General features: G+C 45.6%; 25 protein-coding genes. 10 read left to right on the top strand and 15 right to left on the bottom strand.

What is annotated here, in order from left to right; all coding sequences use genetic code 11:
• Positions 1-26 precede the first annotated feature (26 nt).
• The 4 genes from yhfH to ACY2IG_RS02920 all read left to right on the top strand — a co-directional run bounded on the left by yhfH (position 27) and on the right by ACY2IG_RS02920 (position 2,871).
• Positions 27-173, top strand: coding sequence for a protein YhfH (gene yhfH, locus ACY2IG_RS02935; RefSeq protein ID WP_290788033.1), 147 nt, complete (start codon positions 27-29; stop codon positions 171-173).
• Between the two features lie 192 nt (positions 174-365).
• A complete protein-coding gene (locus ACY2IG_RS02930) occupies positions 366-1,211 on the top strand; it encodes a polysaccharide deacetylase family protein (RefSeq protein ID WP_290788036.1) in 846 nt (281 codons plus the stop codon).
• A gap of 15 nt (positions 1,212-1,226) precedes the next feature.
• Positions 1,227-1,868 carry a YkyA family protein gene (locus tag ACY2IG_RS02925; RefSeq protein WP_290788039.1) on the top strand — a complete coding sequence of 214 codons (642 nt, stop codon included), beginning with the start codon at positions 1,227-1,229 and terminating at the stop codon, positions 1,866-1,868.
• Between the two features lie 100 nt (positions 1,869-1,968).
• Complete coding sequence (locus ACY2IG_RS02920; protein ID WP_290788042.1) at positions 1,969-2,871, top strand: EamA family transporter; 903 nt, start codon at positions 1,969-1,971, stop codon at positions 2,869-2,871.
• Between the two features lie 20 nt (positions 2,872-2,891).
• On the opposite strand, the gene nagE is transcribed toward ACY2IG_RS02920, so the two are convergent.
• The 3 genes from nagE to ACY2IG_RS02905 form a co-directional block, all read right to left on the bottom strand.
• Complete coding sequence (gene nagE, locus ACY2IG_RS02915; protein WP_035412415.1) at positions 2,892-4,400, bottom strand: N-acetylglucosamine-specific PTS transporter subunit IIBC; 1,509 nt, start codon at positions 4,398-4,400, stop codon at positions 2,892-2,894.
• 212 nt (positions 4,401-4,612) lie between these two features.
• Positions 4,613-4,810, bottom strand: a complete 198-nt coding sequence (locus tag ACY2IG_RS02910; RefSeq protein ID WP_035412412.1) for a CsbD family protein — start codon at positions 4,808-4,810, stop codon at positions 4,613-4,615.
• Positions 4,811-4,964: 154 nt separating this feature from the next.
• On the bottom strand, positions 4,965-6,167 hold the full coding sequence (locus ACY2IG_RS02905; RefSeq protein WP_023467138.1) for an ornithine--oxo-acid transaminase: 1,203 nt from the start codon (positions 6,165-6,167) through the stop codon (positions 4,965-4,967).
• 186 nt (positions 6,168-6,353) lie between these two features.
• Here ACY2IG_RS02905 and ACY2IG_RS02900 point away from each other — a divergent pair, with 186 nt between their 5' ends.
• Positions 6,354-8,381 carry an EAL domain-containing protein gene (locus ACY2IG_RS02900; protein WP_290788045.1) on the top strand — a complete coding sequence of 676 codons (2,028 nt, stop codon included), beginning with the start codon at positions 6,354-6,356 and terminating at the stop codon, positions 8,379-8,381.
• Positions 8,382-8,446: 65 nt separating this feature from the next.
• Here ACY2IG_RS02900 and ACY2IG_RS02895 read toward each other — a convergent pair whose 3' ends face one another.
• Entirely contained in the window at positions 8,447-9,844 is a 1,398-nt protein-coding gene (locus ACY2IG_RS02895) for a basic amino acid/polyamine antiporter (protein WP_290774806.1), read from the bottom strand.
• Positions 9,845-9,955: 111 nt separating this feature from the next.
• Between ACY2IG_RS02895 and ACY2IG_RS02890 the strand changes: the two genes are divergently transcribed.
• A complete protein-coding gene (locus tag ACY2IG_RS02890; protein ID WP_290788048.1) occupies positions 9,956-10,639 on the top strand; it encodes an MgtC/SapB family protein in 684 nt (227 codons plus the stop codon).
• Between the two features lie 109 nt (positions 10,640-10,748).
• Positions 10,749-12,383 carry a peptide ABC transporter substrate-binding protein gene (locus ACY2IG_RS02885; RefSeq protein WP_290754139.1) on the top strand — a complete coding sequence of 545 codons (1,635 nt, stop codon included), beginning with the start codon at positions 10,749-10,751 and terminating at the stop codon, positions 12,381-12,383.
• A 131-nt stretch (positions 12,384-12,514) separates the two neighbouring features.
• Here ACY2IG_RS02885 and ACY2IG_RS02880 read toward each other — a convergent pair whose 3' ends face one another.
• Together ACY2IG_RS02880 and ade are read right to left on the bottom strand one after the other, a co-directional pair.
• Positions 12,515-12,772, bottom strand: a complete 258-nt coding sequence (locus ACY2IG_RS02880) for a hypothetical protein (RefSeq protein ID WP_035412398.1) — start codon at positions 12,770-12,772, stop codon at positions 12,515-12,517.
• A gap of 263 nt (positions 12,773-13,035) precedes the next feature.
• On the bottom strand, positions 13,036-14,769 hold the full coding sequence (gene ade, locus ACY2IG_RS02875) for an adenine deaminase (protein WP_290788051.1): 1,734 nt from the start codon (positions 14,767-14,769) through the stop codon (positions 13,036-13,038).
• Positions 14,770-14,893: 124 nt separating this feature from the next.
• Between ade and ACY2IG_RS02870 the strand changes: the two genes are divergently transcribed.
• Together ACY2IG_RS02870 and ACY2IG_RS02865 are read left to right on the top strand one after the other, a co-directional pair.
• Positions 14,894-15,433 carry a gamma carbonic anhydrase family protein gene (locus ACY2IG_RS02870; RefSeq protein WP_047395039.1) on the top strand — a complete coding sequence of 180 codons (540 nt, stop codon included), beginning with the start codon at positions 14,894-14,896 and terminating at the stop codon, positions 15,431-15,433.
• Between the two features lie 112 nt (positions 15,434-15,545).
• Complete coding sequence (locus ACY2IG_RS02865; RefSeq protein WP_035412391.1) at positions 15,546-15,731, top strand: hypothetical protein; 186 nt, start codon at positions 15,546-15,548, stop codon at positions 15,729-15,731.
• Between the two features lie 145 nt (positions 15,732-15,876).
• On the opposite strand, the gene ACY2IG_RS02860 is transcribed toward ACY2IG_RS02865, so the two are convergent.
• A complete protein-coding gene (locus ACY2IG_RS02860; protein ID WP_035412388.1) occupies positions 15,877-17,460 on the bottom strand; it encodes an ABC transporter permease/substrate-binding protein in 1,584 nt (527 codons plus the stop codon).
• Positions 17,457-18,584, bottom strand: a complete 1,128-nt coding sequence (locus tag ACY2IG_RS02855; RefSeq protein ID WP_035412384.1) for an ABC transporter ATP-binding protein — start codon at positions 18,582-18,584, stop codon at positions 17,457-17,459. The genes ACY2IG_RS02860 and ACY2IG_RS02855 overlap by 4 nt, the downstream gene beginning before the upstream one ends.
• 192 nt (positions 18,585-18,776) lie before the next feature.
• On the opposite strand from ACY2IG_RS02855, the gene ACY2IG_RS02850 reads away from it, so the two are divergent.
• Positions 18,777-19,772, top strand: coding sequence for a LysM peptidoglycan-binding domain-containing protein (locus ACY2IG_RS02850; protein WP_290788055.1), 996 nt, complete (start codon positions 18,777-18,779; stop codon positions 19,770-19,772).
• A 123-nt stretch (positions 19,773-19,895) separates the two neighbouring features.
• Here ACY2IG_RS02850 and lysA read toward each other — a convergent pair whose 3' ends face one another.
• Genes lysA through ACY2IG_RS02815 form a run of 7 tightly spaced genes read right to left on the bottom strand, consistent with a single transcriptional unit; the run spans position 19,896 to position 26,567 of the window.
• Positions 19,896-21,212 carry a diaminopimelate decarboxylase gene (gene lysA / locus ACY2IG_RS02845; RefSeq protein WP_035412379.1) on the bottom strand — a complete coding sequence of 439 codons (1,317 nt, stop codon included), beginning with the start codon at positions 21,210-21,212 and terminating at the stop codon, positions 19,896-19,898.
• A gap of 13 nt (positions 21,213-21,225) precedes the next feature.
• Entirely contained in the window at positions 21,226-22,284 is a 1,059-nt protein-coding gene (gene alr / locus ACY2IG_RS02840) for an alanine racemase (protein WP_056063461.1), read from the bottom strand.
• Positions 22,281-23,213: a branched-chain amino acid transaminase gene (locus ACY2IG_RS02835; protein ID WP_023467124.1), complete on the bottom strand. Its 933-nt coding sequence runs from the start codon at positions 23,211-23,213 to the stop codon at positions 22,281-22,283. The genes alr and ACY2IG_RS02835 overlap by 4 nt, the downstream gene beginning before the upstream one ends.
• Before the next feature lie 25 nt (positions 23,214-23,238).
• Entirely contained in the window at positions 23,239-23,946 is a 708-nt protein-coding gene (gene dapD, locus ACY2IG_RS02830) for a 2,3,4,5-tetrahydropyridine-2,6-dicarboxylate N-acetyltransferase (RefSeq protein WP_029340774.1), read from the bottom strand.
• A complete protein-coding gene (dapB, locus tag ACY2IG_RS02825; protein ID WP_308102350.1) occupies positions 23,933-24,679 on the bottom strand; it encodes a 4-hydroxy-tetrahydrodipicolinate reductase in 747 nt (248 codons plus the stop codon). The genes dapD and dapB overlap by 14 nt, the downstream gene beginning before the upstream one ends.
• Positions 24,676-25,557: a 4-hydroxy-tetrahydrodipicolinate synthase gene (dapA, locus tag ACY2IG_RS02820; RefSeq protein ID WP_195865855.1), complete on the bottom strand. Its 882-nt coding sequence runs from the start codon at positions 25,555-25,557 to the stop codon at positions 24,676-24,678. The genes dapB and dapA overlap by 4 nt, the downstream gene beginning before the upstream one ends.
• A 17-nt stretch (positions 25,558-25,574) precedes the next feature.
• The gene (locus tag ACY2IG_RS02815) at positions 25,575-26,567 is read right to left on the bottom strand and encodes an aspartate-semialdehyde dehydrogenase (protein WP_056063452.1); all 993 of its coding nucleotides are present in this window, start codon (positions 26,565-26,567) and stop codon (positions 25,575-25,577) included.
• Between the last annotated feature and the right edge of the window lie 6 nt (positions 26,568-26,573).

Here is a 26,573-nt window from a genome sequence, read left to right as displayed (position 1 = left end):
TGTTTATTTTGAAGGAGGAAAAACACATGGAACAACCCCTTTACCAAGAAGCGTCTGCTGAGTTTTATCGTGAACTTCCTGTTAAGACATGCGCTCATTGTGGGAAAGAAATGGACGAGCAATGTGAATCCTATCAATCAGAATGTGTTGAATGTGCTGTAACAGAACACTAATAACATGTAAAACAATCACTTAACTAGTGGTTGTTTTTTTGTTTTTATATACTCTATTTCTAATTAAGTTGATATTTTTAGAAAAATCGATTTTCCGTCATCTTTTTGTCATCTATTTGTTACAAAAGAAACAATTAAAATGTTACATTATCTGTATATGATATTTTTTGACACAAGGAGCGACAGACAACGATGGATCCATTTACCTCAAGCCACGCTAGCGAACTCGGTCCACGACCGCGGACAAAAAAAAGAAAGTTCTTCCCTCGATTTTTCTTACTTCTTATACTCGTTTTTCTCGGAGTCGGAGGGTATATTGCTTATCGATACGTCTTCACACCTGAACAACAGGCAATCACTACCGGTAAGTCCATTACCGAAGTTCCTGTCGTCAACATGGAGAAAGCACGCGTCGAAAAATGGAATGGTGTGACCAAAAAAGTCGCTTATTTAACCTTTGAAGACGGACCATCCGCATTAACATCAGAGTTACTTCGAACATTAGATCAACTTCATACTCGCGCTACTTTCTTTTATCTCGGATCACAGGTAGATGTTTTTCCAAAAGAAGTTAAAGCTGCTGCGAAAGCCGGACATTACATCGGCTTACATGGTGAAACACACGATTACGATACATTGTACAAAAAAGGACAGTACGTTTCAGAAATGAAAAGCGTTCAGAAAAAAATTTATGATTTAACAAAACTGACACCACATTTGACACGACCACCTTACGGATCTGATCCTGGCATTACGAAAAAGATGGCATCTGCCATCCACGCTGCAGACTTCCGAGTATGGGACTGGTCGATCGATTCAATGGACTGGTATTACAAAGATAGTGTAAAAGAAGTGGCAAATACGGTCATTCGGCGAGCAGAGCGTCCATTTGAAATCATTCTCTTGCATGAACAACCACAAGCTATCAAGGCCCTTCCGGCCATTGTTGCCGGACTTCAGAAAAAGGGCTATCAGTTCGCGATTTATGATGAAGATTTCCATATTCCGTACAACTTCGTGCAATACTCGAATTTATAAGGAGTTACTATCTAGATGAAAAAATCATTCGTAGCAGTACTGTTCCTGTCGAGCTTCGGACTCGCTGCCTGCTCCAACGATTCACCAGCCTCTCTTCATGAACAGCTAGAGCAACAAGTCAAAGGTGAAGAAAAAGCATTCACATTAGCTGATCAACGTGCTCGTAAGGACGAAATTTCAGTTAATACGTACCAAGCCGTTCTTGATGCAGGTGCTGAAGAAATCAAACGCTCTCAAAATGAACGGGAGGAACTAGAAGCCTTAAATGACGAACGGCTTTCTTTATTGAAACAAGAAGAAACGTTACGTAAGGAAACGTACGCTGAACTTGATCTTGAAGAATTGAAGGATGCTGTAAACAAACTTGATGGTAAAGCAAAAACAGAGGGAACTGCCTTAGTGGCAATCATCAAGGAACGCCAGCAGACGTTTCAAACGTTCTCGAAAACGTATCGACAAGCGATGGACGCTGAAAAGAAAGTGCTTTCACGCTTGACTAAAAAACCGGATTTCGTTAAGATTGATGAGTCAACAGCGGATTTAAATCGTTTAACACGGAAAGCTACCGCGTCATTAAAGAAGTGGAATACGCTGACCGTTCGGTATAATCAAACGAAAACCCGGCTGTATCGTTTGCTCGACACATCAACTCAATAAATCACACAGGTTGCAACCAAACCCTGTCCAAAAAACCTGGACAAGGCCCCGTTGCAACCTTTTTTGTGTGGTTTTTACTAAAAATGGAGGGAAATTATTCATGCATCGCTCAAAAGCAACCTTATTCGTTCTCATTGGCGCTATCAGTTATGGTGTCCTCTCAACGATCGTCAAACTCGCTTATGCAGCTGGATTTAACTCAGCAGCCGTTTCTGGGAGTCAATTTTTCTTCGGTTGGCTGATGATTTTCGGTCTTGCCTTATTTACGAAAAATCTTCGTCTCGATCTCAAGACAGCTGGTCTTCTCATGTTGATCGGTATCTCTAGTGGTACAACTGGTTATCTGTACTATCAAAGTCTTCAGACCGTATCGGCATCCGTTGCAATCATTCTCTTATTCCAATTCACTTGGATTGGTGTCATCATCGATGCGCTCGCATTCAGACGTTTACCATCTCGCGCGCATTTCCTGTCTGCGATTCTGTTGATTGGCGGAGCCATTCTTGCGAGTGCCGCTTACTCGAGTCCACTTGACTTCCGTGGAACATTATTCGGTCTTGGAGCGGCTGTCAGCTTCTCAATTTTCTTACTCGCTAGTGGACGCATCGCCAATCATTTACCCGTCATCAAGAAGAGTTTTTACATGATGACAGGCGGTCTTGCTTTCGTCATGACGATGTATCCACCGACGACGTTCTTGTCCTCTGCGAACTTCGAAAATGGACTTCTGTTATACGCGATTCCGCTCGGTCTGTTCGCGTTAATTTTACCACCGCTCTTATTTGCTGCGGGCGCGCCTCACCTCTCCCCAGCAAGCGTTTCTTTGCTTGGAGCAGCTGAACTACCGACAGCAGTCATCTGTTCCGTGTTAATTTTAGGTGAACATCTGATGAGCTCTCAATGGATTGGGATCGTCATCATCCTGATCGGAATTTTTTATCCAATCTATCGCTCGAGCAAAACAGCACCTGTTGCGAACGTACAGCAAAACGACCTTTCCTGATCTCAGGAAAGGTCGTTTTTTTACTTCTGTCGCTTCATCGCATCTGCAACGAATTCGACATCTGTGCCAATGATGATTTGAACACTTGTTGCCCCCATCTTCATGACACCTTTTGCTCCAGCCGCTTTAATCGCCGCTTCATCAATGATGCTTGGATCCTTTACTTGAAGACGTAAACGTGTCGCACAGTTGTCAATCGACGTGACATTTTCTGTTCCTTTCAATCCAGCAAAAATTTGAGCTGCTTGTTGTTCATATTTATCGTCTGAGTCCGTCAAAACGACTCCCGTGTCTGTAACGAGCGATTCATCTTCACGACCTGGTGTCTTCAGATCGAATTTTGTGATCATGAAGTAGAACAGGAAGTAGTAGACGACCGCGAACGCGAGACCAACCGGGATGATCAACAATGGTTTTTTCGCAATCCCGAAGTTCAAGGCGTAATCAATGAAACCAGCCGAGAAGGAGAAGCCATGTAAAATACCGAGTAAGTTAACGATGGCCATCGATAGACCCGTTAGTACAGCATGGATGACGTATAAAACAGGTGACAAGAACATGAACGAGAACTCAATTGGTTCCGTAATTCCTGTCAGGAAGGATGTCAGTCCAAGACCAATCATCGCTCCGGCAACGGCTTTTCGATTTTCCTTACGCGCAGCCATGACGATGGCAAAGGCTGCAGCTGGCAAGGCAAACATCATGATCGGGAAGAAGCCAGCTTGATAAATCCCCGCTGTTGGATCTCCAGCGAAGAAACGCGCAATATCCCCGTTCGCTACCGTACCATCTGCTTTTTCGTATGAACCGAAAACAAACCAAAAAATATTATTTAAAACATGGTGCAAGCCGACAGGAATCAGGAGACGGTTAAAGAATCCAAACAAAGCAGCGCCTCCTGCGCCAAGACCGACCATCCATTCACCGGCACCGTTGATACCTTGCTCGATGAACGGCCAAACATAACCAAAGATGAAAGCAAGTACGAGCATGACAGCTGAGGTAATGATTGGAACAAAACGACGGCCTCCGAAGAATGCCAACCAATCCGGTAACTTAATATTGTAGAAGCGATTGTATAGAAGACCGGCAACGATACCCGCAATGATCCCACCGAATACTGCCATATTGACGGTTGAACCGAGCGTCGCCTGGTTCGCAATCGAACCAAGTGTCGCGCCATCGACCTTGGTCGAGGAATCATTGACGATCGCCGCAATCGCATCATATTTTGCTTGAATCTGTGCACTGGAATAATCCTTGTTCATCGAGTCGACGCCATTTTTTAAGACAAGATACCCGATGGCTCCGGCAAGACCCGCTGCCCCACTCGCATCAATCGATAGACCGATTGCGACACCAATGGCAAATATCAATGGAAGGTTATCAAAAATTGCCCCTCCTGCTGCTACCATCAATGGAATATCTAGCATATCCGCCGAACCTAATCGAAGTACGATTCCGGCAGCTGGTAATACTGCGATTGGTAACATCAAAGCCTTACCAATTCGTTGTAGAAACTGCAACATCCTTTTCACCCTTTCCTGAATAAAACGATAATGACAGAACAATGTAAACGCTTTTACGTTTTTAATTATTCCATATAAATATCTAAATGACTAGACCTTTATACAAATTATTCACTATCTTTTTTATTAGTATAAAAATTCATTATAGCAAACACTAAAAACCGGACTAGAGTAATCCTCCAGTCCGGTTTTTCTATTTAATTCCCACGGTCTTAACGACGAGTTGTATCTTCAAAATTTTGTTGAACGTTTCCTACGGTTTTCTTGGCGTCACCTTTTAATTGATCTTTTTTACCTTCGCGCTCTGTCGATTTATCTCCTGTTGCTTTACCGAGTGCTTCTTTTGCTTTACCCGCTACTTTATCAACAAGACCATCTGCTTTTTTATTGAGACCACTGTCATTTGACATAACCATTACCCCCATTTAAAAAGTTTTTTTTGCGATAGTTGTATGTTCCCGTATGACTGAATTTCAAACATTTCCTGTATCCATACCGACACTCATCCAAACAAAAATAACAGTGAACATCTTGTTCACTGTTATTCGATTTGAATGTATTCATTTACTGGGCGACGGAAACGCCTAACACTTGTTCAATCCGTTCGAACGCCCAATCCAACTCTTCTTTTGTGATGACAAGCGGTGGTGCAAAGCGAATGACTGTCTCGTGTGTTTCTTTACAGAGTAAGCCTTTCTCTTTCAACGCTTCGCAATATGGTCGAGCTGCTTCTGTTAGTTCAACACCAATGAACAATCCACGACCACGTACTTCTTTGATCATCGGGTTGTTAATTTGTTTTAATTTTTCCATGAAGTACGTACCGAGTTCGAGTGAACGTTCCGGTAACTTTTCGTCTTCTAATACTTCAAGTGAAGCAATCGATACGGCACAAGCGAGTGGATTACCACCGAACGTCGAGCCGTGTGAACCTGGATTGAAGACAGAAAGGACATCTTTATTCGCGGCAACACATGAGATTGGGAATACCCCACCACCCAGTGCTTTCCCAAGAATGTACATGTCTGGTGTTACCTCGTCCCAATCAGAAGCAAACCATTTACCGGAACGACCAAGTCCAGATTGAATCTCATCCGATACGAGCAAAACATTCTGCGCACGACAAACTTCTTGTGCATCTTTTAGGAAGCCATCATACGGAATTAAAATTCCTGCTTCGCCTTGAATCGGCTCCAAGATGAATGCTGCTGTATTTTCAGTGATTGCCTGTTTTAGTGCCTCCAGATCGCCGTATGGAATCGTCTTGATTCCAGGAAGAAGCGGTCCAAATCCTCGTTGATATTCTGCCTCCGTCGACATGGAGACAGCTGTCATCGTTCGACCGTGAAAGTTTCCTTCACAAACGATGATTTCAGCATCACCTGGGATTTGTTTCACTTCATATGCCCAGCGTCGTGCTGCTTTCACTGCCGTCTCAACAGCTTCCGCACCTGTATTCATCGGTAATACCATGTCTTTACCCGTCAATTGTGCTACTTTTTCATAGAAAAAGCCCAGTTGATCATTGTGGAAGGCACGTGACGTCAAAGTGATCTTATCCGCCTGTCGTTTTAGAGCTTCGATGATTTTCGGATGACGATGTCCTTGGTTGACGGCTGAGTAAGCACTCAACATATCCATATAACGACGTCCTTCCGGATCCGTGACGAAGACACCTTCTGCTTCTGAAATGACGATCGGGAGTGGATGGTAGTTATGTGCTCCGAACTGTTCTGTCTGTTGAATGATTTTCTCTGTTTGATTCATCAAGATTCCCCCTTATAGCTCTTTAGAAAACGCTTTCAAGATCATTATAGCAGATTTTCTTGTATAATCTTCATCTAAAAAATGTATAACCTAGAGGATTGGGATGCGTAAGAATTGAATATATTGGGAAAAGACAAGACAAGTGAACCGTCATCTCTTTTCATCATAAAGGAGCGTGCGCACGTAATGGATCGTTCGACCATTGATTCCTATGAAGTCGTCATTCAAGAGTTTCCACTACCGTCTTTCATCTTAAATATCGATTTGACCATTCGTTCCTGGAACGAGTTAGCAGAACAGCATTGGGGCTGGACACAACAGGAAATCGTTGGCCAAATCGTTCCTTTACTTGACCAGGAAGATATGGCATTCAGCCATCAAATTTGGCATTCCTTTTTAGAACGCCGTCAATCGGTCCAATTGCCGAATGCCTCCTTATTCCATAAGTCTGGTACTCCCATGACCTCAACGTTGCTACTGTCTCCTCTACTTGATGAAGTAGGCAACGTCGTTGCTGCTTTCGTTTGTGGTATTCCGTCTGCTCAACAACCGATTACAACAAAACCATTATTTCAAGGTTTGATGGATTTACGTCAGGCGTTCGATCAAATCGCCAGTGTCGCTGTATTTGACGCGCGTGGTGCAATTACGTATATAAACGACCAACTCATGGATGTAACAGGTTACTGTCCTGAAATGCTTATTGGTCAGCCATGGTCCGTAATTCTCGATCAAACTAGTGCGACTGTCTCAGAAATCCGAACACAACTCCGTGAACGCAAAGCGTGGTCTGGTCGTCTTAGTCTCACTTCACATACGGGTGAACGAAAACATCTCCAAGCAACATTGATTCCGATTTATGATGCAAACGGCGTTCGTTTTCAGCATCTGTTCATCGGTAACGACATTACGGAAACAACTGTGCTTGAAGAAGAACTTGATTTTTTAGTGCATCACCATGAGATGACGCATTTATTAAATAAACGTGGATTTTTACGCGAAGGGGAAGCATTGTTCCAGTCTGCTGCATCACATGAACCCATTGCACTCATTTTGTTCGATATCGATCGTTTCAAAGTCATAAACGATTCGTTTGGAACACATGTCGGGGATCAACTCCTTCAAGCAATGGCAACACGGCTTTTGGAACATACGACGGGTGTCCTTTCTTTTCATCCGACGAGTGATTTATTCGGTGTCCTATTACCTGCACCCTCGAGTAATCTACTCTTTCAATATGCTCGAAAATTACAACAAGCGTTACAACGTCCTTATTACATTAACGGTCATTCACTCATCGTTTCTTGCACATTCGGTATCACCGTCTATCCGTCTGAAGCGAAAACACTTGAAGATTTATACCGCCGCTCTGAAACTGCTCTCTATGCGGGAAAATCAATTGGTACGGGAACGATTCAGTACTTAACACACGAGATGGACACACAATTCACACGTAAAATCCAACTCGAACGTTCTCTCTTCACAGCACTCGAAGATCAGTCGCTCTACCTTGCTTATCAACCGATCATCGAGCTTCAATCACAAGCCGTCAAAGGATTCGAAGCGTTATTACGCTGGAATCATACGGCGCTCGGAAATATTCCGCCGGATGAGTTCATTCCACTCGCCGAAGAAGCTTCTCTAATCACACCAATCAACAACTGGGTCATCATCGAAGCATGCGAACAGCTCGCGAAGTGGCAACAAACGATTGACCCTGAATTGACGATGGCGATCAACATTTCACCGCACCAATTCCAAAGTGACTCCTTTATTCGAACGTTGCAACATATCGTAACGGAGCGACTCGTTTCGCCATCTTCCGTCACGCTCGAGATGACAGAGAATATTGCTATCTTACAGACACAACGAACCGTCGAACGCATGCACCTCATTAAGTCACTCGGTTTCCGCTTATCGATTGATGATTTTGGAACAGGCTACTCTTCTTTACAGTATCTCAGTGCGTTTCCAATTGATGAATTAAAAATCGATAAAGTGTTTATTGATGGACTAGCAAAGAACGATCATGCTTTGCTGGATTCTATCATTCAACTGGGTCGCAATCTAGAGTTGAACCTCGTCGCTGAGGGTGTTGAGACAGAACATGCCTTGACTTACTTGAAAATGACAGATTGCCAGTACATGCAAGGGTTCATTTTCTCTGAACCACTGTCCGTACAGGATGTCGAAAAACGATTCTCAACCCCTTAATAAAAAAAGAAGTCACGGTGGAAAAGCATCCACCACGACTTCTTTTTTCATATCGTTTTTTACAATTACAATTGAATTTCTCCTACGACCATTCCGTAAACAGCCACTCCGGCTAAGATAACAAGAATCATGCTAGCAATCCACTCATAACGTGACATGCCTGTCCGTTGCTGTTCTCGTTCTGCTAACGCATATGCTAAAATGCCTGGCGCATAAACTAATGCCGCAATGACGATGTACCAAACGCCCGACGCATAGACGAGCCAAATAGAGTACGCGGATGCGATGACCGAGAAGAGTAACATTTTTCGATTCCGCTCTTCCCGCGAAGTCCGGATGCTGTACAAGGCTGATAACAGATACGGTAAGAGCGCACAAATCCCTGCAATACTTGATAGAACGAGATACGTCTGTGCAGAGAATAGCGCAATCCCAGCAACAATCTGTGTGGCGATCTGTGTAATCAGTAGTGCTCCGACTGGTGCCCCTTTTCGATTCGTCTTAGCGAATGCTTTCGGGAACGCACCATCTTTCGCAACCAAATATGAAATCTCTGATGCTAAAATCGTCCATCCAAGAAGCGCTCCGGATAGAGAGATGATTAAACCAATCATGATGATCGTCGCGCCGACTGGTCCGATTGCTGCCTCTAATACATACGCCATCGTCGGTTCCTTTAATCCAGCCAGTTTTTCTTGACTAAGGACGCCAAGTGATAAGACAGAAATTAAGATATAGATGACTAAAACACCAACGAGTCCTGTTACCGTCGCTTTTCCGACATCACTTCGATTTTTAGCACGACTCGATAAAACGACTGCCCCTTCAATTCCAACAAACGCCCAAAGCGTGACGAGCATCGTTCCCTTTACTTGATCGAAGATTGAACCGAGTTCTGTCCCATCTCCCCAGATGTCTAAATTGAACGTTTTGATATTAAAGGCGATCCCAACCAATAGAATGAAAATTAAGATTGGAACGAGCTTTGCAATCGTTGTAATCAGATTGACGAGGGTCGCTTCCTTGATCCCGCTTGAGACAAGCCAGAATAATCCCCAAATGACGACCATACTCATTAAAAGAAGGAATATCCGATTTTCTGCCGCGAAAATCGGGAAGAAATAACTAATCGCATTGAAGACGAGCGTGATGTTCGCAACCGTTCCAATCCATGCAGATACCCAGTATCCCCAAGCACTGTTGAAACCGACGAAACGTCCGAACCCTTCACGTGCATAGGCATAAATACCACCTTCAAGTTCGGGTTTACTGTTTGCAAGGTGCTGAAAGACGAGCGCGAGCATGATCATTCCAATTCCTGTGATACTCCAGCCGATGAGAATAGGTCCTGCACTTGCACTTTGGGCCATTGCACCGGGAAGGTTAAAGGCACCTCCACCGACCATCGAACCGATGACCATTGCTGCGAGAGCAAAGAAGCCGATTTTTTGCTGATTCATGATGAGACACTTCCTTTTTCCGTATATCTATTACATCTTACGTATATTCATTCGAAAGACACAAAAGTCATTATAACAAATCACCTTTTAAAGTAAAGAAAGGATTTGAGACGAATGAACTGGATTCATGTATTTCAGCTCGAGGACCTCTTCAAACTCCTAATAGCTGCTGCCCTTGGAATTTTCATGGGATTCGAGCGTGAAATAAAAAATAAACCGGTCGGTATACGCACTAGCCTCGTAATTACCCTCATCAGCTGTCTTTTAACCATCGTATCGATCAAATCCGTTTCACTCTATCACGATATGGCGACGAATGTTCAAATGGATCCGATGCGCCTTGTCGCACAAATCATTGCCGGAATCGGCTTCATTGGTGCTGGTGTCATTTTGCGTCGCCCTCACGATATCGTCAGTGGATTGACGACGGCCGCCATTATATGGAGTTCAAGTGGAATTGGAATTGCTGTCGGTGCAGGATTTATATGGGAATCAGTTTTTCTTGTTTTGTTTTTGTTCTTCTTATTAGAGGGGTTGACTCGAGGAATGCGCCGTATTAATAACAGTCGGTTCGAAGCGAACGTCCTTGTCGCACACTTGCTCCTTCCTGCTGATCTGGATCCATCTGAAATCATCTTCGCTCTTGAACGAAAAGGTGTTCATATTACGAATATGCGCATGCGAGGAGATCCGGTTCGATTGACATTACGAATGTATTCCCCGCATAAACTGACCATATTCCTACTTTATGACTATTTAAAATCACTCGGAATTAAGGATATAGACCTTGATCAGTGAGAATTATCTGAAAATTTATGTTGCATTTTTAATCACTTTCACTTAAATTAACAATATGTTCACATTTTTCTGAAATATTTAACTCTAACTCTCGGGGGGTCATCGTTCCATGAATAAAACATCGAAAATTGCGTTTGCTGGACTATCTAGCATCGCACTACTTGCTGTCGCTGCATGCGGGCAAGGAAATGATGAAAACACAAGCGGATCTGATTCAAAAAACAAGAAAAAGGAAGTCACGCTCGTTTCGACGACAGATGTACCTCAGCTTGATCCGACGAAAACGACGGACTCGACTTCCATCATTGTTACGAACAACGTCTTTGAAGGACTTTATCGACTTGATGGTGATAACAAGCCGACACCTGGAATCGCAGAAAGTGTCGAAGTGTCAAAAGATAAAAAGACATATACGTTTAAATTGCGTAAAGATGCGAAGTGGTCGGATGGATCAGCCGTCACAGCAGATGATTTCATCTATGCTTGGAAGCGTGCACTTGATCCAAAGACAGCCGCAGAATACGCATACATTTTACAGGACTTGAAAAATGCCAATAAAATTATGGCAGGCAAAGCTGAACTCGATGAACTCGGTGTCAAGAAAATCGATGATCAGACACTTGAAGTACAACTCGAAGCTCCAGCACCTTACTTCCTTGGTTTGACGAGTTTTCCGACTTACTTACCATTAAAGCAATCATTCGTTGAAGATAAAGGCGATAAGTTCGCGACAAGTGTGGACACTATGGTCTTCAACGGACCTTTTGTCCTCGATAAGTGGCAAGCGAACGCGGGTTGGACATATAAGAAAAACCCGGATTACTGGGATAAAGCAAACGTCAAGATGGATCAGATCAACGTTAAAGTCGTTAAGGAAATCTCGACTGGCGTCAACCTCTTTGAAGCAAAAGAAGTCGACTTCGCACCGATTACATCTGAATTCGTTTCACAATATGAAAAATCAGAGGATTACAAGACACGTCCAGATGCTCGGATCAACTTCCTCCGCTTTAACCAAAAGAATAAAGCATTGAAAAACAAGAACATCCGAAAAGCGCTCGCACTTGGTTTTGAGAAACAAGGGATTACGGACGTCATCCTAAACGATGGATCAAAACCAGCAAACTTCATCGTTGCGAAAGACTTCACGTTCACACCGGATGGTGAGGATTTCCGAGCGAAATATCCGGATCTTCAAAGCTATGATGCCGATGCAGCGAAAAAAGCTTGGGATGCTGGATTGAAAGAACTTGGTGTCAAAACAGTCGAACTCAGCATGCTCTCACGGGATGAAGATGCATTCAAGAAAGTCTCTGAATACTTAAAAGGTGATCTAGAGAAACATCTTCCTGGTTTGACGATCAATATCAAACAACAACCGTTCAAGAACTTCCTCGACCTCGAATCGAAGGGCGATTATGATATCTCTGCAGCTGGATGGGGACCTGACTATCAGGATCCAATGACGTTCCTCGATATGTGGTTGACAGGCGGAAGCTTCAACCGGATGGAATACTCGAACAAAAAATTCGATGATCTCATCAAAGGGGCAAAACAACAAGCAGATGAAGCGAAACGTTGGTCTGATATGCAAGAAGCTGAAAAAATCTTGCTAACCGATGACTACGCGATCGCGCCGATCTATCAAAAAGGTGAAGCGTACTTGCAACGGACAAACATTGATAAATTATACCGTCACCCATTCGGTGCCGATATGAGCTTTAAATGGATGGAAATCAAGTAAACGAGGACCTGACGCACACATCGAATTCTTTAATCAACAAGTAGTGGACCTCGTCCGCTACTTGTTTTTGATTTCCTGAAGATATCTCTAAAAACAACAAAGACCCCTTCTGACGGAGCCATCGGGGGTCTTTACTGTGCGATTTGTTTATAAAAAGCGATTTCTTCATCTTGTCCTTCTTCCACTGCTCGGAAGAATTCAGCAAAATAGGCGTACAAAACGGTGCGTTCTTCATACGTCGGTCTGGCTTGACGAATAACGGAGAATGCAAGGTTTCGCAATTGACGTTTCGTTCGCCGATGTGTCGGAAGTGCATAAAATTGACGCGTGAATGAACGATAGACGTCCGCAATCAAGACTTCATGTCCTTCAAAATATGATTTATCCATAAATATAGTCCCCTTTCCACTTTAGTGATCCTATTCTTTTCTACGACTCTTTTAAATAAAGAGTTTCAAAGAAAGTGAGATTTCTCACAAATGATATAGACCTTACTATAACAAGCTTTCCAAAATGATTCAACATCCAAACTATTAAGTTTCATTAAGAATATTTAGACCTTTTGTAAAGTATCTTTCTTTGATTTTAGATCATCTATTTCTAATAAAAAACGGTCTGAGTCCCGGAAAGAGACTCAGACTCGCGATGGACTTTAGTTTGCTTGTACTGAAATATGCTGGAAGTGTTTCACATCGAATAAACCACTGTCGGTCAACTTCAATTCCGGAATGACCGGTAAGCAAAGGAACGACATCGTCAAATAAGGATTAAAGGACCGATCCGCTTCTAATACATCAAGTGCATCGTTTAATGCTTCGAGTGTATCCCCGACTTCTTGGAAAGGACGATTCGTCATCAGCCCAGCGATTTCGAGCGGTAACTCTGCAAGCACGTCTTGCCCATTAACAGCAATGACACCCCCACCCGCTTGAACAAGACGTTCTGCAGCGAGTTGCATCTCTTCGTCTGATGCCCCAACGATGACGAGATTATGTGAATCATGGGCAACGGTCGCAGCAATCGCTCCACGCTTCATCTTAAATCCTTTGACGATCCCAACTGCTGAGAACGATGTCCCGTGATGACGCTCAATGACAGCAATTTTTAAGAGATCCTCCTCTGGCACAGGAACGAAATGCCCTTCTTGAAGTGGAACGTCGAGAATTAAGTGCTCGGTGACGATGCTTTTCGGAATGACTCCGATGACATGCGCACGTGCTGATTCGAGTGGAAGGGCGAATACTTCTGGTGTGATCGGTTTTGTATTCAAGGTTCCACGTAATGACTCCGGCACATGAGCACGGCGAACGGGTCGAATCGTTTTCCCTGCTCGTGCGACACAATTCCCTTGAATATAAACCTCATCAATCACGACGTTATCGGCATCCGATAACAAGACGAAGTCCGCCCGGCGTCCTGGTACGATGGCTCCCCGATCGTCTAGACGATACGCGTTCGTCGCGTGCAACGATGCCATCGCATACGCTGTTTCGCGTTTAATCCCATGACGAATCGCATAGCGAATATTATAATCAATCGTACCTTCGCGTAATGTATCGTCCAAATGTTTATCATCCGTACAGAAGAGAAATCTGCTGGCATTACTCTCTGTCACGGCATCGAGTACTTCCTTCAAGTTTCGGGCTGCTGACCCTTCCCGTACTTCGACATACAGACCACGCCGTGCTCGTGCAATTGCATCTTCCTTACTGACGGATTCATGATCCGTCCGAATTCCAGCGACACCATAAATGTTGATTTCGCGTGGTCCGAGTCCTGCAGCATGTCCATCGACAAGTTTCCCTGCGTCTTCAATCTGTTTAATTTTTTGTAACATGTCGCGATCGGCTCGTTCGACAGCCGGATAATCCATGACTTCCCCTAAACCATGGACACCCGGATGATTGACGAATGGCGCAAGTGCCGCAGCATCAAGTGATGCCCCCGCATGTTCAAACGAAGTCGCCGGAACACAGCTCGGTAACATCATGCGCACGTCAAGGGCGAGATCTTCTGCATCATCTAGCATGAAGGACAAACCTTCTGCGCCTTTGACGTTCGCAATCTCATGTGGATCCGCGATGATCGTCGTGACGCCTAGTGGTAAAATCGCCTGCTCATACTCACTTGGTGGTACCATCGATGATTCGATATGGACATGGGCATCAACAAAACTTGGAGCGATGAACAGACTCGTTCCCGGACGATTCTCGACTCCTTCATACCCCTCTCCGACAGCAGCAATAAAGCCTGAATCAATCGCTACATCTGCCGTATACGTCTCACGTGTCATGACATCGATGACTGAAATGTTCTGATAGACGACAGCTGCTTTCTCTTTTTTTGCAGCAATCGCAATCAATCGTTCACGTACTGTTTGTTCCATCCTGTCTCCTCCTGGTGTAAGCGTATTTTCATTATCTTACAATTAGTTTGGAAGCTGTTGCAATTTATTTTTTGTAACGTCAAGATGAAAGAGTATGAATTTAATGCCTGAGGGGGAAAAACGCATGAAATATCGTGTCGGTTCACTTATTCCAAACATCGATCCATCCGTTTATTTAGCGGATGGATCAAAGGTCATCGGAGAGGTCACGATCGGAAAAGACTCATCCGTCTGGTTCAATACAGTCATCCGGGGAGATGAAGGTCCGATCCAAATCGGAGAACGCGTCAACATTCAAGATGGTTCGATGATTCATCAGTATGAAGGGTTTCCGACTATCATTGAAGATGAAGTCACGATTGGTCATATGGCAATGATTCATGGAGGTATCATTCGAAAAGGAGCTTTGATTGGAATGTCGGCAACGATCCTTGATGAAGCCGAAATTGGAGAAGGTGCATTCGTTGCTGCCGGAAGTCTTGTTCCGCCAAAAATGAAGGTGCCTGCAGGGACAATGGTTATGGGGGTTCCTGCAAAAATCGTCCGCGATATCAGCGACCATGATCGATTCATCATGGAACGGACAGTTCGAAAATATGTGAAACGAGGGCAGCAATATGCCGATAGTTGTGAAGCCATTACAGAGGATTTGACAAGTTTGTGAAAACGTTTACAAAGTTCACAGGTTCTTAATACCTCCCCTCTTCCGTCTTTACAATTCTTTCGTACACTAGAGGTGCAAGAGATGAATCAAGACACAGAGAGGGGATTTTTATATGATTCCAGTATATGAAGAACGTATTATGTCTGATTTATTTTCATCTACGAGTAACCCAAGCTATGGTTTGCCGACATTACCTGAATTCGAAACAGATTGGTTGACAGCTGAGGTTCAAGTACGTATCGTTAAAGATGCCGAGCACCGCCTTGGAACATTAAACCGAGAGGAAGAACGTGTATGATTCAGCAACGCACTGTTCGCGCTTGGCTCGCTAGTCGCATCAAAAAATAATTTAATCACTTGATTACGTATTTTCCAAAACGATATAGCGCGTCAGCGCGCATACAAAAAGAGCCGAAGCGGATTCCCGCCTCGGCTCTATCTGTTTATTTAGAAATCAATCCTTCTTTAATCAAGAAATCACGCGCGACTTTTTCAGGACGCTGCTTCTCAACATCTGCTTTGTAGTTCAGTTCTTGCATTTTTTCATCCGTGATTTTATCCTTCAATGTGTTGAGGACTTTTTTCAGCTCTGGATGTTCTTTAAGGGTTTCTTGACGAACAAGTGGTACCGCATAGTAGGGTGGGAAGAACTCTTTATCATCTTTAAGTACAGTCAAATCAAATTTCTTCAAAAGACCGTCTGTTGAAAAACTATCGATGACATTCGTTCGACCGTTCGTCAATGCTGTATAGCGAAGTCCTCCATCAACTGGTTGTACATCTTTGAACTTCATATCCGGATACTTCTTCTTTAGACCAAGATAACCATCTTCACGGTTCGCGAATTCAATCGTTGAACCGAGAATCAAGCGATCACTGACTTTTGACATGTCCGACACTGTCTTCAAGTCGTACTTCTTAATGTCTTCTTTTGTCATGGCAAGAGCATACGTATTGTTGAAGCCGATCGGATCTAGGACATCGACCTGACTTTTTTCGGGAATCATCTTCCCGACTTTTGCATAGACCGTTTTCGGATCCGTCTCGACTTCCTGCTTGAGCACGTCGATCAACAATGTCCCTGTGTACTCGACATACGCGTCAATCTCCCCTTTTTCAAGCGCCCCGTAAGCGACCTTCGTCCCCCCGAGATTTAATTGACGTTCGACTTGTAGATCCGTTTTATCTTCGATTAAATCCGCTAACATATTTCCAAGAATCAACTGTTCCGTAAAGTTCTTCGATCCGATGACGATCTTATCTTCCTTGAGGAAAGAATAAGCGACTGTACCACCAACCAATAGGAAGACGATGCTTGCGATTGCGATCTTGCGTCCCGCTGACATCGCTTTACGGCGCTTCCGTGCCTTGTTTTTAATTCGACCATCTGCGAGCGGAATACCGTTCGGCGCCACCGAATATTCAATCCGGCTGACGACGAAGTCGATGATAAGCGCTAAGATACCAGCTGGAATCGCTCCGGCGAGAATCTGGTTATTATCAACCGTTTGAATACCTGAAAAGACAAGGTAACCAAGACCACCGGCACCGATGAATGCTGAAATCGTCATTAAACCAACCGCTGTGACGGCTGAAATCCGAATCCCTGCCATCATGATCGGTAAGGCAAGCGGAATCTGGACCTTACTGAGGATTTGACGATCCGTCAAACCAATTCCTTTTGCTGCTTCAAGCGTATCTCCCGGAATACTCGATAGACCTGTGTACGTATTTTTGACGATCGGCAAGAGTGAATAGAGCACGACCATGATGATCGCTGGTGTCGATCCGATACCGATGAACGGAATCAAGAAACCGAGTAAAGCAAGACTCGGGACGGCTTGCACGACGCTCGTCAGCGCGAGGACCGGCTTCGCGAACTTTTGATAACGCGTGATTAAAATCCCGATCGGAATCCCAAGGACGACGGCGATGACGACGGCAAAGACCGTCAGCTGTAAGTGCTCCAGTAATAAGTCACCGATTTGATCGGTATTATTTTTTACATAATCAAAGAAACCGTTCATTGGACTTCCTCCTCATGAATGAATTGCTCACTCAAGACGGAAAGTAAGCTACTACGTGTGATTAATCCTCTTAGTTTTCCTGTTGCATCTGTTACCGGCAGATAACCTGTCTCTTCCTGATTCATGACTTCAAGGACATCAAGTAACGAATCGTGTTCATTGACGGCAATGATTTCGCCCTCCATTACTTCTTCAATTCGTTGGCTCTTATCCGGGATCGTTTGGATGTTCTTTAACTTAATCAGCCCTTGTAAAACGCGGTCACGATCAGTGATCAATAGACTGTCGACTTTTCGCCCACGCATGATCTCAATTCCCTGTAGCAATGTACGTTTGCCACTGATTGAAACTGGATCCTCAATCATGATATCTTCTGCCTTAATGAATTCTGGACTACTCCAAATTTTATTTTTTCCGATGAACGATTCGACATATTCATCTTTTGGATGACGCAGGATTTCTTCTGGAGTATCGAACTGAACGATTTCCCCGTCACGCATGATACATATCCGATCCGCTAACTTGATCGCTTCATCCATATCATGAGTGACGAAAACAATCGTCTTTTTCACTTCCTCTTGTAAGTTGAAAAGCTCTTCCTGCAAATCATTACGAGTAACGGGATCGAGAGCACTGAACGGCTCATCCATCAGGATGACATCAGGATCATTCATCAGAGCACGCGCGAAACCGACACGTTGCTGCTGTCCGCCACTGAGTTCGCTCGGATAACGATCAATAAATTGTCTCGGATCAAGCCCGACCATCGTTAATAGTTGTTCTGTCCGCTGATCCATCTCATCGTGATCTTTCCCCTCAAGTCCAGCAATCAATTGAATGTTTTCCCGGACCGTCATATGAGGGAACAGACCAGTTTGCTGAATGACATATCCCATATGGCGTCTTAATTCGATCGTATCCGTCTTCATGATATCCTTCCCATTGACCAAAATCGTGCCTGAAGAAGGTTCGATCAATCGATTGATCATTTTAAGTGATGTCGTTTTCCCACAACCACTTGGTCCGATAAAAACAACGAGTTCACCCTTTTGAATCTCGAGCGATAAGCCTTTTAAGACGACATTTTCCTTAAACTGCTTGCCGACGTTTTTGAATTCGATCATTCCTTCTCACTCCTTTTTACTATTTCCATATATTATGGTTTCCCAAAAAGATTATGGTTTAAACAAATTTCCATCAAATCAGTTTTATTTCTTTGAAAAAGGGGAAATTCTTAGTTCTTTTTTTAAAAATAAAGGGAATACCTAAATAAAGAGTACTGATAAAGCATGTTTTGATGAAGGAGGCCCTTAACGATGAACATCAAGAAACCCACCATCATGATGATCGGATTGCTTCTCCTAACCCCACTTTCAATTCCCTCACAGGTCGATGCAGCGAGTTCTACGTTTGTCACAAAAGGAACGACGACCAAAAAAGTCGTCGCATTGACATTTGATGACGGTTCAGACGGAACGAACATTGCCAAAATATTAAGTGTCTTAAAAAGTAATCAAGTGAAAGCTACTTTCTTTTTAACAGGCAGTGGTGCAAACAACCATCCTCAATCGATTAAAAACATCACAACCGCCTCTCCAACACATCAAATCGGCAATCACTCGTATTCACATCCGGATTTCACGACTTTATCAGCAAGCCAAATGACAAGTGAATTATCCCGGACGGAGTCGCTCATCCGATCCTTGACCGGAAAAACGACGAAACCGATTTTTCGGGCGCCGTTCGGTGCGAGTAACAGTAAGGTATTGAGTGTCGTCGGAGCGGCTGGTTATACGAAAACGATTCAATGGAATATCGATTCGACGGATTGGAAAGGCATCTCTTCAACAGCCATCTTGGATCGTGTAATACCAAAAGTCGTTCCTGGATCAATCATCCTCATGCACACTGGGGCTGGTGCGAAAGGAACACCAACCGCCCTGCCGACGATGATTTCGAAATTAAAAGCAAAAGGCTATTCGTTCGTCACGATTTCAGAACTGTTGCGTTCTACGACCCCAACCGGTACGACGTATACGGTCAAAGCGGGCGATACACTCTATTCGATTGCCCGTAAATACAATGTCTCGGTCTCTGCCCTCGCGAGTGCGAACAACATCACAAATTGGAGTCTACTCAATGTCGGTCAAGTCTTAAAAATCCCGACAACGACGTATACGGTTAAAGCGGGTGATACACTTTACTCGATCGCGACACGTTACGGTGTCACCGTCACAGCATTAATGCAGGCGAACGGCATCACAAATCCGAATCTCTTACTCGTTGGACAAGTCTTGAAAATCCCAAAATGAATATACTGATCACAGCACAAAAAAACGATTCCTCTCTAGTCGCGAGAAGAATCGTCACATGTATGAAAAAACCGGCGAAATTGCGCCGGTTTTTTTGTCGTCAATCGCTTGACCCCTCACCTCTTATGACTCTGAACGGACCCCATTGATTCCAAGATCACACTGAACTAAGTCCGCATATGTTTGTCGACGGACGACTTCGCGGGATTCCCCGTCCCGAACGAAGACGAGTGCCGGACGTAAGAATTGATTGTAGTTGCTTGCCATCGAGAAGTTATACGCTCCCGTTCCAAATACAGCGAGGGTATCGCCACTCTTTGGCGTAACTAACTGCGCTTTTTCAGCGACGAGATCACCTGATTCACAAGCTGCTCCAACGACAGTCATTTCGGTCGTTTCGCCACTCATCCGGTTAGCGATGACGGTTTCATAAACCGCTCCGTAAAGTGCGGGACGAATGTTATCCGTCATTCCACCGTCCACCGAAAGATATGTCCGGACGCCTTCGATCTCTTTGATTGCCCCAACTGTATAAAGTGTCGTCCCTGCATTCGCAACGACCCAGCGTCCTGGTTCGATACCGATTCGCGGACGTTCGATGCCAAGTCGTGCCGTTTCCGTCTCAATGACATCCATGACGCGTGCGATCGTCGCTTCAAAATCAAGTGGCTGGTCGTCCTGCGTATAGGCAATTCCGAACCCACCTCCAACGTTGACTTCGCTGACTGTGAAATCATGTTGTACACGAATTGTTTCGACGAAGCCCATCATCGTCCGAGCCGTCTGTTCGAACAGCGACGGATCTTGGATTTGCGAACCGACATGACAATGGATGCCAAGTAACGATAGATGTTCTGATGCTAAAATCGCTTCGATTGCGTCCAAGTAATCTGACGCATGTGTCGAGAAACCGAATTTCGTATCGACACCACCTGTCTGAATTTTCGCATGCGCTCCACCGATGACTTGTGGCACGATCCGAATCAAGACATGAACCGTTCGACCAGCTTGTGCCGCAATCGCTTCCAGTTGTGCAATCTCTGCAAAGTGATCGATGACGATTCGTCCGACACCTTCTTCGACAGCATACTGAAGATCAGCCGTTGATTTATTCGAACCATGGAAATAAATTCGTTCTGCTGGAACGCCCGATTGACGGGCGATGAAGAGTTCCCCGCCCGTGACGACGTCAATTCCAAGACCATGACGTACGACTTGTTCATACACCGCACTGACAGTCAATGCTTTAGAAGCGAAGGAAGCATACGTATTCGGATACTTATCAAGGAAGTGTTCCCGGACGGTCGCCAGTCGATCCGTCAGCTCCCGTTCTGCCATCACGTACAATGGTGTTCCGTACTGTGCTGCAAGATCGGTCGCTGCGACACCATCGATGTGCAACGTGTTGTTTTCTTCTGTCAGGTATTGACTTCCATACATAATAAGTTCCTCCTTATAGATACTGATGCGTCAAACGCCAAGACCGGGCACACATCTGCTCTGAATTGTTCGCTGCTCCTGTCCGAGTAATATCGTCAATTTCAACGCCATCCCCGTATAGCACGACCTCGTCTCCGACCTCAACCGTCCCATCGACAGCGACGAACGTATGACTCATGAATAATTTATTGATGACCGGATAAGGTTTTTCTTTAATATGAACAGGCAGAGCGGCACGCCCACGGACGACACCGTCTCCATAGCCGACTGGTAAGATGGCAATCCGCATCGGTTCTGTACTCGTAAAGTTCGTCCCGTACCCAACGTGTTCACCCGGTCCGATTTCGCGAATTTCAACGACCTCCGTCGTCATCCGGAGCGAAGGAACGAGCCAGTCCATCTTTTCAATCGGTGAATAGCCGAATAAGAAGATTCCAGGGCGGACATAATTACAAAATGCGAGACGCGGATCGTGTTTGACGATCGTCGCACTGTTTTCCGAGTGCATATACGTAAACGTATGGCGCTTTCGTAACACATCGGCAATGGCGACGAAACGTTCGACTTGTCCATCGTGATCCGCATCCGGCTCATCGGCAAGCGGAAAATGTGTATATAAACCTGTTAAAGCGAGCGAATCTGCTTGCGCAAGCGCAAGAACAGCTTCCGCCTCTTGAAGCGAACTGACACCAAAACGATTCATCCCGACGTTGATCTTCAAATGTAACTCGATTCCTTGCAGCTGTTTACTGTTTAGGGCGAGCCATTCTAGCGATGAGACACCGAGTGCAATTCCGAAACGTCGTGCTGTTTCAAAATCCTCCGTCGGATTCATCACCAGTACATAACTGTCTGGAAAATTCGTTTTGATTTCAATGGCTTCATACAACTCGGCGACAGCAAAGTGCTGAACATCAGACGCCGTCAGCGTTTCGACCATCTCGAGCATGCCTAAGTTGTACGCATTGTTCTTGACCACGGCAAAAATATGTTTACGTGATCGAGCGAAGACCGATGCGACGTTCTGTCGCACCGCCTTCCGATCGATCGTGACGAGTGTACGCGTCGTCATTCTGCGACAGCTGGTGTCACATACGTCAACCAATCCGCATATTGCGGCAATTGACCTGTGACGGCTTGACGGTAAAGATCGAGCAACTCATCTGCGACGTTCCGTGTTCCGCCGTTGATGGAGATATGATCGATTTCACCGACACTCGTGATTTCAGCAGCTGTTCCTGTTAAGAAAATCTCATCTGCGACATATAACTCATCGCGTCCGATGTGACGTTCGACGACAGGATAGCCTTGATCTTGTGCCAAACGGATGATGACTTGGCGTGTGATACCGTCGAGTACTGAACAATCAAGTGACGGTGTATGAATCGTTCCGTTTTTAAGAAGGAAAAGATTCGCAACACTCGCTTCACTAACGTTTCCGTTCATGTCGAGCGCGATTGCTTCATCAAATCCATCACGGATGGCTTCACCTTTTAAGAGTTGTGAGTTCATATAGTTGGCAGCCGCTTTCGCTTGCATCGGCATCATCGTTGATGAGACGCGGCGGTATGATGCGACTTTGGCACGGATGCCAGCACCTTTATCGAAGTATTCCCCAAGCTCCCAGCAAGAGATACCGACATGAACTGTCGTATCTTTCGCCATCAATGCTTGCCATGGCGTACCGAGGAACACGAATGGACGGATATAACAAGATTCGAATCCGTTTTTCGCAACTAGATCAATCGTCGCCTGGACGAGTTCATCAACCGTATACGGAATTGTGACGTGGTAATAGGCGCAACTACGGAAAAGACGTTCAATATGTTCCTTCAATTGGAAAATCGCCGGTCCGTCCGGTGTCGCGTAGGCACGAATTCCTTCAAAGAATCCACTACCATAGTGAATCGCATGTGACATGACGCTCGTGTTCGCATCTTTCGGATCATGAAAGACTCCATCTAACCAAATTGCTTCTCCATACTGTGTATCCACTGCCATGTGTTTTCCTCCTCTTCGACGTCAATCAGAGTGAACGTAAATCATCCACCAATTGCGTCTTCTCTTCTGTTTTCGCATCTTTCTGTTTGATGACACGTGCAGGTGTTCCGGCAACGACGCTTCCAGCAGGTACGTCTTCTGTGACGACACTACCGGCAGCGACGACGGCATCTTTACCGACTTTGACGCCTTCGAGAATGACTGCATTCGCACCAATCAAGACACCGTCTTCAATGATGACAGGTGTTTTTGAAGGTGGTTCGAGGACACCCGCGACCACGGCACCTGCGCCAACATGAACGTTTTTCCCGATCGTCCCACGTGCACCGACGACAGCGTTCATATCAATCATTGTACCATCTCCGATCGATGCACCGATATTGATGATCGCACCCATCATAACGACCGCGTTGTCACCAATGACGACATGATCACGAATCCATGAACCTGGTTCGATTCGCGCATTCAAATGACGTGTATCAAGCATAGGTACCGCACTGTTGCGACGGTCATACTCCACATGAACATCCGTGATGCGATCTGAATACTTTTCTAAGAAAGTAGCCGCAAGTCCTGCATCTGCGAAGAAAATTTTTGATTCATCTGATCCGAACGCTGTAGCACCTTCGATCGTCAAGCCCGCCAAATCGCCGTTGACATAAAGTTTTACCGGTGTTTGTTTTTTTGCATCTTTAATGAATTTAGCAATTTCGTAAGCATCAGTGAGTAACATGTGAATCCTCCTGTGTGTAGAGCGTCTCCAACGTATAGAGTCCCGCTGTTTTTTGAATGAGTGCTTCAGCTGCTTTGATCGCACCAGAAGCAAATACTTTTTTCGATAGCGCTGTATGTTTGATTTCAATCAACTCGTCGACACCTGCGAATAAGACTTCGTGTTCTCCGAAGATCGTTCCACCGCGCATCGCATGCATCCCGATCTCGTTCGTCTCCCGCTTTTGCCGCGTCTGTGACCGGTCATACACAGGTGTGACGTCACGTGCCGTCTGAATCGTTTGCAGTAACAACTCGGCCGTCCCACTTGGAGCATCGACTTTTTGATTATGATGTTTCTCAAGCAATTCGATGTCATACGCCCCTGCCAGTGGCACCAGTGTCTTCAGTAGTTGCTGCACCATTGCGATACCATACGACATGTTATACGACTGGAAGATCGGAATTTCTTTTGCAGCGTTCTTGATGGACGCAAGCTCCGCTTCAGAAAAACCAGTCGTCGCGATAACGAGTGGCGTCTTTGTCGCCAGCCCGTATGCGAGTAGATCCGGTAACAAACTCGGATGCGAGAAGTCGATGATTGCATCGACCGTCTCTGCCATCTCTGTTAGCTCGGCATATGAAGCGATCGTATCGGATGACTTCGTCCGGTCAACGATCGCAACGACACTTTGTGGTGCGAGTTCGACGACGTATTGTCCTGTCGCCCCATAACCGTGTAACGCGAGTTTCATCGAACCACTCCTTTGTAAGCCCGCATCGTTTCGAGTAAGTGGGCGTGTCCCGCTTCCGATTGACGCACGAGCGGCAAGCGCGGCGCACCGACAGCAAAGCCGAGTTCTTCAAGCGATGCTTTAACTGGAATCGGATTGACATCACTGAACAAGGCACCGATGACCGGTAACAAGTCTGCCTGAATCCTGCGTGCCGTGACGAGATCTTGCGCGAGTAACGCCTCAGCAAGTGCTTGTGTCTCTGCCGGATACGGATTCGAAAGAACTGAGATGACGCCTTGTGCGCCCCACGCCATGTACGGCAGGATTTGATCATCATTTCCACAGAAGACCGCGAAGTCTTCCGGAATCGCCGCCATCAGTTCGCCCATGAAGCTGACGTCTCCACTCGCTTCCTTAAACGCTTGGATGCGTGGATGACGTGCTAACGTCACTGCGGTTTCGACTGCGATCGCAACGCCTGTCCGCGACGGAACGTTGTACAGCATGATCGGTAATTCGGTTGCATCAGCGACCGCCGTGAAGTGCGCGACGAGACCGGCTTGTGATGTTTTATTGTAGTACGGTGTGACGAGCATCGCTGCATCCGCACCAAGGCGTTCTGCGAGTAACGTCTTCTCGATTGTTACTGCCGTGTTGTTCGAACCCGTTCCGGCAATGACGGGTACTCGTCCTGCTGTGACTTGAACGGCAGTCGTCAATAGTTGTTCAAATTCCGTGTTTGTCAGTGTCGAACCTTCTCCTGTCGTCCCTCCGACGACAAGTGCCTGAATCCCTGCTGCGAGTTGTTGCTCGATCAAGCGTTCGAATACGTGTAGATCCAACTCGCCTGCTTCATTAAATGGTGTGACGAGCGCTGTACCTGCTCCTTTGAACATGAAGAACTCCTCCTTTTTTATGAATGAATCGACTGTTCGATTGCTTGGCGTGCGACTTGTACGGCGTTTGACGCGGCACCTTTTCGAATGTTGTCGGCTACACACCAGAGATGGAACGTGTTCGCGAGACTATCATCTTGTCGAATCCGACCGACGTAGACGTCGTCCGTCCCGCTTGCGTCAAGTGGCATCGGATAACGCGTATTTGCGACATCATCGATGAGGACGACGCCCGGTGCGCCTTCCAGTGCTTCACGGATCGCTTCGACCGTCGTCGGTTGTGTAAACGTGACGTTGATTGCAACCGAGTGAGAATTCGTGACTGGAACCCGTACACATGTCGCACTGACTGGTAATGCTGGAAGATTGAAGATTTTCCGTGTTTCATCAATCATCTTCTGCTCTTCTTTCGTATAGCCGTTCTCAAGGAACACATCGATATGCGGCAAGATGTTATCGTGAATCGGATGCGGATAATTGACGGGCTCTTCTCCGCGTGCCCCGCGTGCCAGATCCTCGATTCCTTTTTGACCGGAACCGGATACGGCCTGATACGTCGTATAGTTGATCCGTTCGAATCCCAGTGACTGGAGCGGTGCTAAAGCGACGACGGATTGAATCGTCGAACAGTTCGGATTTGCGATCAAGCGGTCTGTCGCTTGAATCGCTTGCGGATTGACTTCTGGCACGACGAGTGGAATCGTCTCCTGCATCCGGAAGGCACTTGAATTATCAACGACGAGTGTTCCGTTTTCAGCTAGTAATGGGGCATATTGCTCACTGATCGTTCCGCCTGCTGCGAACAACGCGACATCGATCCCGTCTTCCGTGATGTTTGGCGTCAGCGCTTGGATCGTAATATCTTCTCCCTTGAACTGCACCGTGTTCCCTGCTGAACGAGCAGAAGCGTAAGCGGACAGGCGGCTGACCGGGAAGTCCAGTTCTGCGAGTACTTGTAACATTTTTTGACCGACGGCGCCGGTTGCTCCGATGACGGCTACATGATACATGCTGTT

It is taken from the genome of Exiguobacterium sp. EF_C8, from assembly GCF_054956715.1.
This window is presented reverse-complemented; position numbering and strand designations above follow the sequence as displayed.

Bases quoted from the DNA above. Each gene is read 5' to 3' on its own strand.
- ACY2IG_RS02885 (WP_290754139.1), top strand. From the start codon at position 10,749: ATGAATAAAACATCGAAAATTGCGTTTGCTGGACTATCTAGCATCGCA.
- ACY2IG_RS02890 (WP_290788048.1), top strand. From the start codon at position 9,956: ATGAACTGGATTCATGTATTTCAGCTCGAGGACCTCTTCAAACTCCTA.
- lysA (WP_035412379.1), bottom strand. From the start codon at position 21,212: ATGTATGGAAGTCAATACCTGACAGAAGAAAACAACACGTTGCACATC.
- nagE (WP_035412415.1), bottom strand. From the start codon at position 4,400: ATGTTGCAGTTTCTACAACGAATTGGTAAGGCTTTGATGTTACCAATC.
- ACY2IG_RS02880 (WP_035412398.1), bottom strand. From the start codon at position 12,772: ATGGATAAATCATATTTTGAAGGACATGAAGTCTTGATTGCGGACGTC.
- ACY2IG_RS02920 (WP_290788042.1), top strand. From the start codon at position 1,969: ATGCATCGCTCAAAAGCAACCTTATTCGTTCTCATTGGCGCTATCAGT.
- ACY2IG_RS02900 (WP_290788045.1), top strand. From the start codon at position 6,354: ATGGATCGTTCGACCATTGATTCCTATGAAGTCGTCATTCAAGAGTTT.
- ACY2IG_RS02930 (WP_290788036.1), top strand. From the start codon at position 366: ATGGATCCATTTACCTCAAGCCACGCTAGCGAACTCGGTCCACGACCG.
- dapA (WP_195865855.1), bottom strand. From the start codon at position 25,557: ATGTTCAAAGGAGCAGGTACAGCGCTCGTCACACCATTTAATGAAGCA.
- ACY2IG_RS02925 (WP_290788039.1), top strand. From the start codon at position 1,227: ATGAAAAAATCATTCGTAGCAGTACTGTTCCTGTCGAGCTTCGGACTC.
- ACY2IG_RS02815 (WP_056063452.1), bottom strand. From the start codon at position 26,567: ATGTATCATGTAGCCGTCATCGGAGCAACCGGCGCCGTCGGTCAAAAA.
- ACY2IG_RS02855 (WP_035412384.1), bottom strand. From the start codon at position 18,584: ATGATCGAATTCAAAAACGTCGGCAAGCAGTTTAAGGAAAATGTCGTC.
- ACY2IG_RS02835 (WP_023467124.1), bottom strand. From the start codon at position 23,213: ATGGCAGTGGATACACAGTATGGAGAAGCAATTTGGTTAGATGGAGTC.
- ACY2IG_RS02910 (WP_035412412.1), bottom strand. From the start codon at position 4,810: ATGTCAAATGACAGTGGTCTCAATAAAAAAGCAGATGGTCTTGTTGAT.
- ACY2IG_RS02860 (WP_035412388.1), bottom strand. From the start codon at position 17,460: ATGAACGGTTTCTTTGATTATGTAAAAAATAATACCGATCAAATCGGT.
- ade (WP_290788051.1), bottom strand. From the start codon at position 14,769: ATGGAACAAACAGTACGTGAACGATTGATTGCGATTGCTGCAAAAAAA.
- dapB (WP_308102350.1), bottom strand. From the start codon at position 24,679: ATGAAACTCGCGTTACACGGTTATGGGGCGACAGGACAATACGTCGTC.
- ACY2IG_RS02850 (WP_290788055.1), top strand. From the start codon at position 18,777: ATGAACATCAAGAAACCCACCATCATGATGATCGGATTGCTTCTCCTA.
- ACY2IG_RS02905 (WP_023467138.1), bottom strand. From the start codon at position 6,167: ATGAATCAAACAGAGAAAATCATTCAACAGACAGAACAGTTCGGAGCA.
- yhfH (WP_290788033.1), top strand. From the start codon at position 27: ATGGAACAACCCCTTTACCAAGAAGCGTCTGCTGAGTTTTATCGTGAA.
- ACY2IG_RS02865 (WP_035412391.1), top strand. From the start codon at position 15,546: ATGATTCCAGTATATGAAGAACGTATTATGTCTGATTTATTTTCATCT.
- dapD (WP_029340774.1), bottom strand. From the start codon at position 23,946: ATGTTACTCACTGATGCTTACGAAATTGCTAAATTCATTAAAGATGCA.
- ACY2IG_RS02870 (WP_047395039.1), top strand. From the start codon at position 14,894: ATGAAATATCGTGTCGGTTCACTTATTCCAAACATCGATCCATCCGTT.
- alr (WP_056063461.1), bottom strand. From the start codon at position 22,284: ATGACGACGCGTACACTCGTCACGATCGATCGGAAGGCGGTGCGACAG.